Genomic DNA, 13,688 nt, shown 5'->3' on the forward strand with positions numbered 1-13,688 from the left:
TAGGCTCCCTATCAGATTAAGCCCCGCGAGCAGAAGGATCGTCATGCCAGCGCCTGCACTGCGTCTCTCCTACGGTCCGGACGCGGACCAGTACGCCGAACTGAGCCTTCCGGAAAGCGGTGCGGCGGCGCAGGCCGTGGTGGTCATCATCCACGGCGGCTACTGGCGCGCTGCCTATGACGCGGAACTTGGCCGGCCGCTGGCGGCGGACCTGGCCGCCCGCGGGTTTGCCGCCTGGAACCTGGAATACCGGCGGGTCGGCAAGGGCGGCGGCTGGCTGGAAACGTTCGAGGACATCTGCGCCGGGATCGACGCGCTGGTCCCGGCGGCACGGGAGCACGACGTCGACCTGTCCCGCGTGGTCTTCCTGGGCCACTCCGCGGGCGGCCACCTGGCCGTGCTCGCCGCGGGGCGGACTGATCCGCGCGTCCTGCCTGCCGGCGTCGTCAGCTGCTCCGGAGTCCTGAACCTGGCCGAGGCCCACGAACTGGGCCTGAGTAACGGCGCGGTGCGGAACTTCCTTGGCTGCACGCCTGTTTCCAATCCACGGCGTTTCCGGGAGGCGGACCCCATGTGCGCGCTGCCGCTGCAGGTTCCGGTGTGGGCGCTGCACGGCGGGGAAGACAGCACCGTGCCGCTCAGTTCCTCCAGCAGCTGGGTGGACGCTGCCCGGGCAAGCGGCACGGCGGCGCAGCTGCGCCTCATTCCCGGTGACCACTTCGCGATGATCACCCCCGGCACGCCGGCCTGGGACGCCGTCGTCACGGCGGTCCGCGAGGCCGCCGGAATACCTGTTGTTTAAGGAAACCCAAAGGCCGCTCTGTTAGGTTGGCAGTGTGCTTACAGTTATTGGGGAAGCCCTTGTTGATGAAGTAGTCAGCGATACGGCACCGCGGCGAACACACCCCGGCGGCAGCCCGCTGAATGTAGCTGTGGGCGTGGCGCGGCTGGGCCGTCCCGTCCAGTTCGTGGGCCGCTTCGGCTCGGATACCTACGGTGCCATGATCGCCGAGCATCTTCGGGCAAACTCCGTGCTGACCGCCTTCGAAGCCGATGACCGGCCGACCAGCGTGGCCACGGCCGTGCTGGATCCGGCGGGCGGCGCCCGGTACACCTTTGACCTGGAGTGGCAGCTGCCGGGCCTTGCGGAGGATCTTCCGGCCCTGCTGGACGGAACCACCATGCTGCACACCGGTTCCATCGCCTCCATGCTCTCGCCCGGCGCGGGCCACGTGCTGCGCGCCGTGGAACAGGCACGGCCCGGCTGCACTGTCACCTACGATCCGAACTGCCGGCCGACCATCATCACCGACGCCTCCTACGCCCGCGAACAGGCGGAGAATTTCGTGGCACTGGCCGACGTCGTCAAGGCCTCCGACGAAGACCTGCAGTGGCTCTACCCGGACGAACCCGTGGAGGAATCCGCCCGGCGCTGGCTCGCCGCGGGACCGTCGCTGGTAGTGGTCACCCGGGGATCGAAGGGACCGTGGGCCGTGGCCGCGGCGGGAGAATGCGAAGTGGCCGCACCCACCGTCAGCGTCGTGGACACCGTGGGCGCCGGGGATTCGTTTATGTCCGCCCTCCTGGTGGGGCTGATGGACCGGGAGCTCGACGGCGGTGCCCGCCGCAGCGACCTGGCCCGGATCGGCGTAGGCGAACTGAAGGAGCTGCTCTCCTTCGCCGCGCGCGCAGCAGCCGTCACCGTTTCCCGCGCCGGAGCCAATCCGCCCTACCGCCGCGAAGTTCCCTGATCCAGCCGCACGCCGCGGCACCAATGCCAACTACCCGAAAGGAAGTCCGTGGAAAGCCGAGACCCGTATGAGGCGCTGCCGCAGGTACCTGAGTTCACCGTCGAGAGTGAAGAATTCGCGAACGGAGGCACGTTCGCACCGGCCCAGTACAGCGGCAAGATGGGCGTAGCCGACGGCGGCGATGCCTCGCCGCAGCTGACCTGGTCCGGCTTCCCTGAGCAGACCCGCAGCTTTGCCGTGACGATGTACGACCCCGATGCACCCACCGCCAGCGGCTATTGGCACTGGGCGGCCTTCAACATCCCGGCGTCGGTCACGGGCCTCGCCGCCGATGCGGCCAATACGGGCCAGATGCCCGCCGGCACCGTACAGCTGGCCAACGACGCCGGATTTGCGGGCTTTGTGGGCGCGGCCCCGCCCGCAGGACACGGACGGCACCGCTACTTCGTGGTGGTCCACGCCGTGGATACGGAGGAACTGGACGTCCCGCCGGACGCCACCCCGGCTGCCCTCGGCTTTGCGCTCTTCACCCACACCCTGGCGCGGGCCACGATGATCGGCACCGCGGAAATCCGGGAGGACTAGGGTCCCCGGGGCAGACCCGTTGGGGAGGCTTCGCACCGTTCCGGCCCCCGCCGCGGCCGGAAGTAAGCTTGATGGCATGCAGGAACAGCGGGGGCCGGTACGGCTGATAGCAAGCGACATGGACGGCACCATCGTGGGTGCGGACAACAGCATCAGCGATCGGACCGTGAACGCTTTCCGCGCCTGCATGGCTGCGGGCATCGACGTCGTCTTCGTGACCGGGCGCCCGCCCCGCTGGCTGGACCCCCTGCGCGAGCGGATCGGGCACGCAGGGACCGTGATCTGTTCCAACGGGGCCATCACCTATGACCTGGCCGCCGAGCGGGTCCTCGCCACCCGGCTCCTCCCGCTGGAACAGATGCTCGCCGCCGCGGAGGTCATCAGGGACCTCTTCCCGCGGGCACGTTTCGCGGCGGAGACGGTGGACGGCCTCCATCTTGAGGACGGCTTCGTGGACACCGGATCCGTCGAACTCCTCGGCGGCATAGTTCCCGGCCCGCTGCACGAATCCCTTGCAGGCTCACCTGGCGTGGCAAAATTCCTCGCCCGGGGCGCCGACATCTCCCCGGACGAGTTCCTGCGCCGGGTGGCGCCGGCGGTGTCCGAACTGGTGGAGACCACCCATTCGGCACCGCGGATGCCGCTGCTGGAAATGTCCCTGCCGGGCCTGAACAAGGCCGTCACCCTGGCCGGCTACGCCAAGGAGAAGGGTATAAACCCGGGGGAAACCATAGCTTTCGGCGACATGCCCAACGACATTTCCATGCTGGATTGGGCGGGCCGGGGCTACGCCATGGCAAGTGGTCACCCGGCTGCCCGCGAGGCGGCGGATTTCACGGCACCGGGCTTCACGGACGACGGCGTGGCGGTGATCCTTGAGCGGCTGCTCGATGTTCAGGAAGCCTCCGCAGAAGCTGGTGCGCGGTAATTACCACCGCGAGCCAGGCCGCTCCGAGCGTCCAGGCCACCAGCACATCCGTCAGCCAGTGGTGGCCGAGGTAGACCCGGCTCAGGCCCACGGCAAATGTAAAGACCGCTGACGCGAGCAGCGCGGAGGCCTTCGCCCAGCGGTTGTGCACGTGCAGGATCACCAGGTAGGCCAGGATCCCCGCGATGACGATTGAGTTCAGGGTGTGTCCGCTCGGAAACGAGGCGGAGGATTCGTACGGCGGGACGGCATCCGCCAGGTCGGGCCGGGTCCGGCCGATCAAGGCCTTTCCCGTGACCGTCATGAGCAGTGAACCGGCGGCTGCGGCCGCGGTGAGGATCAGCGGTGTCCAGGAACGCCAGCGCAGGCCCATAACGAGCACCACGAGCCCGGCGATGACGGGCATGCCGATGGTCCCGGCAAGGTTGGTGAAGCCGGTGACTGCGGAATCCAGCGCGGGAGTGCGCAGTCCCAGTGCCGTTTCCAGCACCGGCCGGTCCAGGCCGGCAATGCCGTCCGCGTCGGTGACCGATTCATAGACCTCTGCGGACACCAGGGTCAGGGCCAGTGCCGGCAGGAGGCCGACGGCCAGGATCACCAACAGGGCCACATGCGGCGAGGTTGCGCGGCTGATTCCATGCAGCAGCTGCCTGAGCCGATTCGCGGCCGGGGAGGGGTGAGGTGCGGGCACGGGGCTCATGGATCAAGTATGCCAAGCCGCCTGCAGAGCCAGTCCAGGTTGTTCTCCAGTCCGGCCCGCCAGACCTGCCAGGAGTGTCCGCCCGGAAGCTCCTGGAACTGCACGTCCGCGCCGGCCGCCCGGGCCGCTTCGTACACCTGCCTGCCTTCCGGGGCGTACACCTTGTCCTCGCTGCCGACGACGACGATCCCGGCAAGTTCGGGAAATGGCATCCGGTGAAACCGGTCCACGGCGTTCTGTTCAGCGAAGGCGGCCTGGTCGCCGTCGAAATACGTGTCCAGCAGGGCCTGCTGCCCATCGGCGTCGGTGGGCTCGTTTTCGCCGGCGATGTCCAGGAATGTCGGATAGGACTCGGGGTGGTTCGCCGCCAACTGCACTGCGCAGGTGCCGCCGAACGAATACCCCGCGATGGCCCATTGCCGTGCTCCGGCCGTTCCGGCCCCCAGATGCTGCTGCACCCAGGCGGGAAGGTCCCGGGCCAGGTACGTTGCCGAGTCGCTTACGGTCGTGTCCAGGCACAGCGGCCAGTCGGGGTTGGAGTCATTGCTGGCGTCGGGCATGACGACAATCGGAGCCAGGCCGGCATGTCGGGCAGCGAAGCCGTCCATCATTTCGGCTATGCGGCCGCTGACCAGCCAGTCATTCGGGGAGCCCGGCTGGCCGTGGATCAGGACCAGCACCGGCAGGCTGACCGCGCCTGGATCGGCCAGATAGGCGGGCGGGAGGTAGATCAGTGCAGGGTGGGAGGCGTATCCCGAGGCTGCCGCGGGGATCTCTGCCCGGTAGACCCGGCCTTCGCCGGGCAGGTTCGACGGCGGCGACCAGTCCCGTTCGGAGGCTGCGGGGCGGTTGGTCCCGGTTTCCGCGGGACGGGGCAGCGGGTCATTCGTGGCCGAGGGCGGGTCCAGGAGGGAACGGAGGGTGGGGTATTGGGCGTAGGCAAGGTTCGCGGTGCAGGCCAACGCCAGCAGTATTCCGAACGCCGCCGCAGCGCCCGCGGTCCGGCGGGACCACGGGGAGCCTGGAACTGCCAGCAGCCCGGCCGCCAGCTGAAGCCCCAGGATGGCCAGGGCGGTGTACAGGTAGAGCATCCGTGGAAGAGAAGCATTCCACCAATGGAATATAAGTTCTGCCAGCACATAAAGAAGTGCCGTGCAGGCGGCCGCAACCACCAAATAGACCAGGATCCTGCGCAGGCCCAGCCGCCTCCCGGCAATCCCTAGCCAAAGAAGCGCAGCCGCGCCCAGGGCCAGGGCGAGGGCGGGGAGGATCCCGTCAATCAGGGACAGGCCCATCACGGCCGGGGTGTCCTCATGCGGTACGGGTCACGATCCGGCGGGCCAGTGACAGGCCCTGCCCCAGGGACAGATCCGGAACGTAGGCCCGCGCCAGCGCGTTGGCGATGGCGGGCAGGGACGCCGGGTCCCGATAGGTCATGAACAACGGACGGTACTCCGGGGCGAACTTGGCCTTGAAGGCCAGCAGGGAGCGGAAACCGTATACCGGCTCCAGGGTTTCCCCCAGCCGGTCCAGGAGTCGGTCCATCACGGGCGGACCGTCGGCGTCGTCGTCTGTCTCCCCGTCGGCACGCGCCAACGGCGCGCCGGAAAGGCTGAGGAAGGAAAACCCCTCGTCCTGGAGCGACAGTGCAGCGGAAGCGATGAGGAAGTCCATCCCCAGCCGGAAGCCGTTGCTGCGCCGGCGCATAAAATCCAGGGTCCAGCCCGCCACCGCTCCGTTGCGGTACACCGGAAGCCAGGACGTTACCGCGTGCACGGTGCCGTCTTCGTCGATGGCCAGCAGGCAGCGCACCTCCGGATCATCCACTTCTTCCAGTCCGCCCAGCGTGAAGCCCATCTCCGGCATGTCCTTATCCGCCACCCACTCCTCCGAAATGGCGTACACCTGGTCCTTCACGGCCAGCGGTGCCGTGGGATAGCGGGTCCACTCGGCCCGGATGCCCAGCTTGCGGGCCTGGTTCATGGCGGTGCGGATGTCCTGGAATCTCTTGCCCTTGAACGCCAGCGAGCCCAGCCGGAGGACGGTTTCCTCAGCCACCTGCAGCGAGGAAAATCCCAACCCGCTGCTGAGGTCGCGCACCTGGGTACCCACGGAGTAGAAGCACGCGGTGGTGCCGTTCGCGGCGCAGAAAGCCGAGAATCCCTCCACGGAGCTGTGCAGCTCATCCCTCGGTCCCACCGGTTCTCCGACGCTCAGCGCCACCCCCAGATCCATCCGGTAGGCCACATAGGAATTCCCGCTGGGGGAAAACCAGTAGCTGTTGCCCGCCCAGAGCGTCATCCAGGCCATGGTGCTGCCGCCGTGGGTCCGAAGCAGCACACGGGCGCGGTCCGCATCAGCGGTCGCCGGACTGTAGGGCGGAACCAGGAAGGAGCGCAGCAGCAGCACACACACCAGAACCCAGAAGGCCACCCCTACTCCTTCGTACAGCAGGACTGCCGGCAGGCTCTCCGGCACAATGCCGGGAGCCCGGCTGGTCACTTCGAGGACCGGGAGGAAACGTCCGGGGAGATCCGCGGCGAGCAGCGCCGGCGTCGCGGCCGGCGAGAAACCGTTCCGGTTTAACAGACCGGCACCCAGGTAAAGCGCGGCGAGCAAAACCGCCGCCAGGGCGGAAGTGCCCGCTAACCGCCGATAGGTTCCGGCAGGAGCGGTTACGGAGAAGAGCCCGCGGGTGAGGATCAGCAGCACCAGCACCGCCAGCGGAACGGCCATGGGCAGCACCAGTGCAACCGCATTTCCGGTGCCGGGAGCCAGGGTGCCCGGTTCATTCCCGGCCAAAAGCCGGCCGATCCGTACCGCGGCCAGAACTGTCATGGCGCCCTGCAGCAGCAGCGCGGCGGCCCACGCGAACCGGCGCCCGCGCCGCAGGCCGTCGGAAAAAACAGCCAGCAGCACCAGGGGCAGGATGGCCAGGAAGAACGCCGCCGGACCGGCACGCAGTTGGATCCGCGCCGCGATGCACTGCGCCGAATCCGCCGCTTCACCGCACACCTGGGCCAGCTCGGCCGGGGTCCTCACCTCCACGTCCGTAAAGAGATACTGCAGCACCGAAAGCGGTCCCACCGCCTGGCTGCTGAGTGCGCTGATAACCGGCCCGACAGCGGAAGCCAGTACAGCCAGGGCCACCAGCACCCGCGCCTCCCGGCGGCTGCTGACCAGCCTGCGCGGAATCGACGGCCGGCGGCCCGCCAGATAGGGTCCGGCCAGTGCGCCGGCCGCGGCCGCGCCCAGGACCGTCAGGGTGGAGAAGCTTCCGCCGTAGAGCGCCAGCAGTATCAGCAACGCAAACAGGGGAACCCGCAGGCGGCGTCGCCACAGGGTCCCGAGCCGGGCACTGGCAGCAGCCCCCGCGGCAGCCAGGAAGGCCACCGGACCGACGAAGGACTCGGAGACGAGGGCACGGGACCAGTCGCCGATGGAGGCGCTGGTCAGGTAGGCGAAGCCGGTGGTCAGCAGCAGTCCGGCGATTTGACCGCCGAACCCGGCCAGCAGGAACCGTCCGGTTCCCAGCAGCCGCTCGGTGGGCAACCCGGCCAGCAGTGCCAACAGGGTGCCGCCGAGGTAGCCGGCCGGGCCGCCCGCCCAAAAACAGCAGAAAAGCAGGGGTGCCGGATTACCGGCCACGGTGTTCACGGAAGCGGCAGCCCAGTCCAGCCACGGCCCTTCCGGGCCGCTGCGGAGGGAGGATGTGGACGCCCCCAGGATCCAGAACAAGGCAATAAAGGTGAGGGTGGCGGGAGCGCTGCCGGCACTTCTCAGCAGGCGCCGGAGCGGCCAGCGTGCTCCGAAGCGGGACCCCACGGGACGTTTGTCAGGCACGGTACTGACCTCCACGGAACTAGCCGGCGAAAGAAACTGCTGCCGGTCGCGGTGCTGCCAGTCTAGGCGCGTGCGGCCGGGCGTGGCCCGTCCGGGCACAGTCCGGCGCTTGGTAAGGTACGAATGTGTTGGCAACTTATCCATATTTCCGGGCCCCCCGCGACCAGGCGACGGCGCCCCCGGAATCATCGCCGGCACCCATCGCGCTGGCGCACCGCGGCTTTTCCCCCGACGGCTACGAAAACACGCTCTTGGCGTTCCGCGCGGCCGCGGACCTGGGGATGAGCTACCTGGAAACGGATGTGCGCACCAGCCGCGACGGCATCCTGATGGCCTTCCACGACGAAACCGTGGACCGCATTTCCGGCGGCGTGGTGGGCAAAATCAGCCAGCTCACCCGAAAGGAACTCGACGACGTGCTGGTGGGCGGGGCGGAACGGATCCCCACCTTCGAAGAACTCCTGACCGAGTGGCCCCGGATGCGGCTCAATGTAGACGTCAAGGACGCCGCCGGGGCAGCACTGCTCGCGGCCCTGATCGAAAAACACTCCGCCCATGACCGGGTCCTGGTGGCATCCTTCTCCGACGTCCGCCGGCTTCGCGCCCTGCGCCGGTTGGGCCGGCCGGCTGCCAGCTCCGCCGGAAGCGCCCTGACCGCGGCGCTGCTTCTGCTCGGCCCGCTGGGCGCCGCCGCGTTCCTCGCCCGGCTGGGCCGTTTCCAGTGCGTCCAGGTTCCGCTGCGCTTCGGCCCCGTGACCGTGGTCACGCCGGGTTTTGTCCGCAGCTGCCACCGCGCCGGAATCCAGGTCCACGTCTGGACCGTGAACGACGCGCCCACCATGAACCGGCTGCTGGACCTCGGCGTGGACGGCATCGTTACGGACCGTTCGGACATCCTCGTGGACGTCCTCAAAGACCGCGGGCAGTGGCGGTAACGACTACTTGGACGGTCTTGTCCGTCCCTACTGGCAGGATGAGGGCATGCGTGTAGTTATTGCTCCGGACAAATTCAAAGGATCACTCAGCGCCGGGGAGGCCGCGGCAGCCATGGGTGAAGGCGTATTGGCGGTCTACCCGGATGCCGAGGTCACCGCTGTGCCGGTGGCGGACGGCGGCGAGGGCACCCTTGACGCTGCCCTGATAGCAGGGGCCGAGGCCCGCACCGCCAGGGTCCGGGGACCGCTGGGACGGGAAATCACCGCTGTCTGGGCACTCACCGGAGATACTGCCCTGATCGAAACCGCGCGGGCCAGCGGATTGACCCTGCTGGACCCCACCCCCGAGACCGCACTAGCGGCCACCAGCTATGGCAGCGGGCAGCTGATCAGTGAGGCACTGGATGCAGGTGCGCGCACCATCATCCTGGGAATCGGCGGCTCCGCCATGACGGACGGAGGCTCCGGCGCCTTGACGGCCCTGGGCCTGAAGATCCTTGACGACGCCGGTGCGCCGGTGCCGCCCGGGGGAGCGGCCCTGGCGCGGGCCGTGTCCCTGGACGCCGCCGGCCTGGACCCCCGGCTGGCCGGCGTGGACTTGAAGATCGCCGCCGACGTAACCAACCCGCTGCTCGGCCCGGAAGGTACGGTGGCCGTGTTCAGCGGCCAGAAGGGCGCCGACTCCGCAGCGCAGGCGGTCCTCGAGGATGCCCTGGGTAACTGGGCCGGACTGCTGAAGTTCACGACCGGCGTCGACGTCGACATTCCCGGCGCCGGTGCGGCGGGCGGCTTCCCGTCCGGGTTCCTGGCGTTCACCGAGGCGTCGCTGAATCCCGGGTTCGAACTGCTCAGCGCGTTCACCGGGCTGGACCTGGCACTCACACGCTGCGACCTGGTGCTCACCGGCGAAGGCTCGCTGGATGAACAGTCCCGCTACGGCAAGGCGCCCCTGGAAGTGGCGGCCCGGGCCCGGGATGCCGGCATCCCCGTGGTGGCCGTGGCCGGCCGGATCACCCTGACCCCGGACCAGTTGCAGGAGTACGGAATTGTTGCGGCCGTCAGCCTGCTGGATGTGGTCCAGCGGCCGCAGGATGCCATGGAGCAGGCGGCAAAGTACGTGGCGTGGGCTACGCGCCAGGCACTGGAAGGAGCCTGATCCGGGGCCGGCCGGCGGCCTAGCCGAGCCGGCTGGGCCTGGCTCCCGCGTCCTCCTGCGGCTCGTCCGGATCCGTCCCCCGCCAGCGGGCGATCGCCTGCATGCCGTGGTAGGCAATCAGGGTGGCGCCGGTGCCGAGGGCAATGCCGCCGAATTCCAGCCCTGCCACTATCCAGGTGAAGTTCGCGATCGCAATGATCAGGCCCAGGCCGGCGGTGGAAAGGTTGATCGGGTTGGAGAAGTTGACCCGGTTGTCCACCCAGATACGCACGCCGAGGATGCCGATCATGCCGTAGAGGACGACGCCGGCCCCGCCCAGCACACCGCCGGGCACCGTGGCGATCATGGCCCCGAATTTCGGGAACAGGCTGAGCAGGATGGCCACGATGCCGGCCACCCAGTACGCCGCCGTGGAGTACACGCGGGAGGCCGCCATCACGCCGATGTTCTCTGCGTAGGTGGTGGTGGCGGAACCGCCGCCGGAACCGGCCAGCATGGTGGCCAGGCCGTCGGCCATCAGTGCCCGGCCCGCGTACGGGTCAAGGTCGCGGCCGGTCATGGCGGCCACGGATTTCACGTGTCCAATGTTTTCGGCCACCAGTACCAGGACCACCGGAACAAAAAGGCCGATAACCGAGAAGTGGAAGGTGGGGGCGGTGAATTCGGGCAGCCCGATCCAGGCGGCATCGCCGATGGCCTGGAAATCCACCTCGCCCTGCAGCATGGCCGTGACGTAGCCGGCCACCACGCCAACCAGGATCGACAGCCGGCCCAGGAATCCCTTGAACAGGACCGTGGTCAGCAGGATTACCACCACGGTGACGGTGGCCGTGAGCGGCCCTCGCTCGAAGTTGTCCCGCGCCGAACCGGCCAGGTTGAGGCCGATCAGGGCCACTATGGTGCCGGTGACCACCGGCGGCATCAGGACCTGGATCCAGCGGGTGCCGGCAAGCTGCGCGGCGAGTCCGACCAGGAACAGGGCAAAGCCCGCCATGATGATGCCGCCCAGGGCTCCGCCGGGACCGTGCTGGTTGGTGGCAGCTCCGATCGGAGCAATGAAGGCAAAGCTGGAGCCCAGATAGCTGGGGACCCGTCCGGCGGTGATGATCAGGAACAGGATGGTTCCGATGCCGGAGAACAGCAGGGTGGTGGCCGGCGGAAAGCCGGTCAGGAGCGGTACCAGGAAGGTGGCGCCGAACATGGCCACCACGTGCTGGGAGCCGATGCTGATGGTCCGCGGCCAGCTCAGGCGTTCCTCGGGAGCAACGTAGCTGCCCGGCCGGATGGTTTTGCCGTCTCCGTGGAGGGTCCAGTCCATACCGAATCTGCTCATGGTGGTGCCTTCCGGAGAAAGGGGGTGTCTAGGCCAAATTCTAGCCGTCCCGGCGAACCGGGATGCTACGTTGCATAGGAAGAATGCAAGGTGCAGGGCGGGACCTTGATCACAAACCGATTGGACGATGGAGCAGCATGGGCATTTCAGTTGCAGGACGCGTAGTTCTCATCACCGGCGCAGCCATGGGCATGGGCCGGCTCTACGCCGAGCGGGCCGTGCATGACGGCGCGGCAGCAGTGGTGCTGTGGGACCTCAACGCCGAGGCCCTGGAGGTCACCGCCGCGCAGCTGCGGGAACTGGGCGCGTCGGCAATCCACCCCTACGCGGTGGACGTTGCCTCCCTGCCGGACATCACGGCCACGGCCGACCAGGTCATCCGGGAGGTAGGCGTACCGGACATCCTGGTCAACAACGCCGGGATTGTGCGCGGCAAGTACTTCTGGGAACACGAGCCGGAAGCGGATATCGACGCCGTTATGCAGGTCAACACCCTCGCCCCCATGCAGGTGACCCGCGCGTTCCTGCCCGGCATGATCGAGCGGCGCACCCCGGCCCGCATCCTGAACGTTGCCTCCGCCTCCGGCACACTGTCCGTCCCGAAAATGAGTGTCTACACGGCCTCGAAATGGGCAGTCATCGGTTGGAGCGACTCGATGCGCCTGGAACTCACCGAATCCGGCAACGGCCACGTCGCAGTAACCACCCTGATCCCCAGTTACATCAAGACCGGCATGTTCGAAGGGGCCAGGGGGCCGCTGATGACTCCGCTGATGGAACCGGAATACGTGGTGGACAAGGCGTGGGAGGCGCTCCTTGCCGGCAAGGCACGGATCCAGCTGCCCTGGACGGTGGCCCTGGGCAGCGCCCTGCGCAATGTGCTGCCCCAACCGGCCTGGGACGTGGTTGCCGGCCGCGTCTTCAAGGTCTACCAGTCCATGGACCACTTCACCGGCCGGAAACCGGCGGCTCCCGCTGACGAAACGTCCCTCAAGGAAAGCACCCAGGCATGAGCGAGATGGTCTCCGCGTTCTCTGAATCCATCCGCGATTCCGCCACCGACCCCGCTGGTTCCCCCGCAGCAGTTCCCTCGGTACTGGCCAAGGTGCGGGAAACCTATGACTCCGGCCGCACCCGGCCGCTCGCCTGGCGCCGGCAGCAGCTCGAAGGCCTGGTCCGGCTGTTCCACGAGCGGGAACAGGAGCTGGCGGACGCCCTGGCAGCGGACCTGGGCAAAAATCCGCTCGAAAGCTACGTCACCGAACTTTCCCTGGTGCGGGCGGAGGCCGAACACGCACTGAAGCATCTGGAGACCTGGGCCCGCAGCCGGCGGGTTTCCGTTCCCCTGGGCCTGCAGCCGGCGTCGGCCCGGACCGAACCACGGCCGCTGGGCGTGGTGCTGATCATCGGTCCCTGGAACTATCCCGTGCAGCTGGTCCTGGCGCCGCTGGTCGGTGCCCTCGCCGCCGGCAACGCGGCAGTCCTCAAACCCAGCGAACTGGCCCCGGCGACGTCGGCCGCGCTGGCGGACCTGCTGCCGCGCTATGTGGACCCGGAAGCCGTCGCCGTGGTCGAGGGCGGGCAGGAAGCCAGCACCGCCCTGCTGAAGGAACGGTTCGACTCGATCTTCTTCACGGGCGGGGAGCGCGTGGGCAGGATCGTCCTGCAGGCCGCCGCCGAACACCTGACCCCGGTCACCCTGGAGCTGGGCGGGAAATCTCCGGCCGTGGTGCTGGACGGCAACTGGGCCGCCGTCGCGCGCCGCCTGGTCTTCGGGAAACTGCTTAACGCCGGCCAGACCTGCGTGGCCCCGGACTACGTCCTCGTGACGGAAGAGGCGGCACCTGCGCTGAAGAAGCACCTGGTGCGGGCGGTCGCGGAGCAGTTCGGCAAGGATCCGTCCCGGAGCAAGGACCTGGGCCGGATTGTCAACGAACAGCACTGGGAACGGCTGGTCGGGCTGCTGGACAGCGGCACGGTCCTGGCCGGCGGGCGCAGCGACCGCGGAAGCCTGTACCTGGAACCGACCATCCTCACCGATGTGGCCCCGGATTCACCCGTGATGCAGGAGGAAATCTTCGGCCCCATCCTGCCGATCATCGAGGTCCGGGACCTGGCGGAGGCAATGAAATTCATTAACTCCCGTCCGGTTCCGCTGGCCGCCTATTTGTACAGCAACTCTGCGGCGGCACGGAAGACGTTCGAGGAGGGGGTCCGGGCCGGCAGCATCAACCACAACGCCAGCACCGTCCAGTTGGCCGTACCCGGCCTGCCCTTCGGCGGTGCAGGTGCCAGCGGCACCGGCGCGTACCACGGGAAATACACCTTCGACACGTTCAGCCAGCTGCGGCCGGTCTTCACCAAGGGCACGCTGCTGGACACCCTCCGGTTCGCGTACCCGCCCTACACGGGGCTGAAGAAGCGGCTCCTGCGCCGGCTGCTGTAACCGGCTGCAGA

At 68.2% G+C, this 13,688-nt stretch carries 12 protein-coding genes; 8 read left to right on the top strand and 4 right to left on the bottom strand.

The window, feature by feature from the left end; all coding sequences use genetic code 11:
* Window positions 1-43 precede the first annotated feature (43 nt).
* The 4 genes from N2L00_RS00290 (at window position 44) to N2L00_RS00305 (ending at window position 3,264) form a co-directional block, all read left to right on the top strand.
* A complete protein-coding gene (locus N2L00_RS00290; protein WP_255765559.1) occupies window positions 44-802 on the top strand; it encodes a S9 family peptidase in 759 nt (252 codons plus the stop codon).
* 34 nt (window positions 803-836) lie between these two features.
* Window positions 837-1,751 carry a carbohydrate kinase gene (locus N2L00_RS00295; RefSeq protein WP_255765560.1) on the top strand — a complete coding sequence of 305 codons (915 nt, stop codon included), beginning with the start codon at window positions 837-839 and terminating at the stop codon, window positions 1,749-1,751.
* Between the two features lie 48 nt (window positions 1,752-1,799).
* Window positions 1,800-2,336 (top strand): YbhB/YbcL family Raf kinase inhibitor-like protein, encoded by a 537-nt coding sequence (locus N2L00_RS00300; RefSeq protein WP_227920535.1) that lies wholly within the window; start codon window positions 1,800-1,802, stop codon window positions 2,334-2,336.
* Window positions 2,337-2,412: 76 nt separating this feature from the next.
* Window positions 2,413-3,264 (top strand): HAD family hydrolase, encoded by an 852-nt coding sequence (locus tag N2L00_RS00305; RefSeq protein ID WP_255765561.1) that lies wholly within the window; start codon window positions 2,413-2,415, stop codon window positions 3,262-3,264.
* On the opposite strand, the gene N2L00_RS00310 is transcribed toward N2L00_RS00305, so the two are convergent.
* The 3 genes from N2L00_RS00310 to N2L00_RS00320 are packed head-to-tail and all read right to left on the bottom strand — an operon-like array spanning window position 3,185 to window position 7,807.
* Window positions 3,185-3,964: a phosphatase PAP2 family protein gene (locus N2L00_RS00310; protein WP_255765562.1), complete on the bottom strand. Its 780-nt coding sequence runs from the start codon at window positions 3,962-3,964 to the stop codon at window positions 3,185-3,187. The genes N2L00_RS00305 and N2L00_RS00310 overlap by 80 nt on opposite strands.
* Entirely contained in the window at window positions 3,961-5,259 is a 1,299-nt protein-coding gene (locus tag N2L00_RS00315) for an alpha/beta hydrolase family protein (RefSeq protein WP_255765745.1), read from the bottom strand. Before N2L00_RS00315 ends, N2L00_RS00310 begins: the two co-directional genes overlap by 4 nt.
* A 16-nt stretch (window positions 5,260-5,275) precedes the next feature.
* Window positions 5,276-7,807 carry a bifunctional lysylphosphatidylglycerol flippase/synthetase MprF gene (locus N2L00_RS00320; protein WP_255765563.1) on the bottom strand — a complete coding sequence of 844 codons (2,532 nt, stop codon included), beginning with the start codon at window positions 7,805-7,807 and terminating at the stop codon, window positions 5,276-5,278.
* Window positions 7,808-7,932: 125 nt separating this feature from the next.
* Here N2L00_RS00320 and N2L00_RS00325 point away from each other — a divergent pair, with 125 nt between their 5' ends.
* Both N2L00_RS00325 and N2L00_RS00330 read left to right on the top strand, forming a co-directional pair.
* Window positions 7,933-8,742, top strand: coding sequence for a glycerophosphodiester phosphodiesterase family protein (locus tag N2L00_RS00325; RefSeq protein ID WP_374676592.1), 810 nt, complete (start codon window positions 7,933-7,935; stop codon window positions 8,740-8,742).
* 46 nt (window positions 8,743-8,788) lie between these two features.
* Entirely contained in the window at window positions 8,789-9,898 is a 1,110-nt protein-coding gene (locus N2L00_RS00330) for a glycerate kinase (protein WP_255765565.1), read from the top strand.
* 19 nt (window positions 9,899-9,917) lie between these two features.
* On the opposite strand, the gene N2L00_RS00335 is transcribed toward N2L00_RS00330, so the two are convergent.
* Window positions 9,918-11,231 (bottom strand): uracil-xanthine permease family protein, encoded by a 1,314-nt coding sequence (locus N2L00_RS00335; protein ID WP_255765566.1) that lies wholly within the window; start codon window positions 11,229-11,231, stop codon window positions 9,918-9,920.
* Window positions 11,232-11,368: 137 nt separating this feature from the next.
* Here N2L00_RS00335 and N2L00_RS00340 point away from each other — a divergent pair, with 137 nt between their 5' ends.
* Both N2L00_RS00340 and N2L00_RS00345 read left to right on the top strand, forming a co-directional pair.
* Window positions 11,369-12,244 carry an SDR family NAD(P)-dependent oxidoreductase gene (locus N2L00_RS00340; RefSeq protein ID WP_255765567.1) on the top strand — a complete coding sequence of 292 codons (876 nt, stop codon included), beginning with the start codon at window positions 11,369-11,371 and terminating at the stop codon, window positions 12,242-12,244.
* Window positions 12,241-13,677 carry an aldehyde dehydrogenase family protein gene (locus tag N2L00_RS00345; protein ID WP_255862190.1) on the top strand — a complete coding sequence of 479 codons (1,437 nt, stop codon included), beginning with the start codon at window positions 12,241-12,243 and terminating at the stop codon, window positions 13,675-13,677. Before N2L00_RS00340 ends, N2L00_RS00345 begins: the two co-directional genes overlap by 4 nt.
* The last annotated feature ends 11 nt before the right edge of the window (window positions 13,678-13,688 follow it).

Origin of the sequence: Arthrobacter sp. zg-Y1171, from assembly GCF_025244845.1 — a bacterium.
Lineage (GTDB): Bacteria > Actinomycetota > Actinomycetes > Actinomycetales > Micrococcaceae > Arthrobacter_B.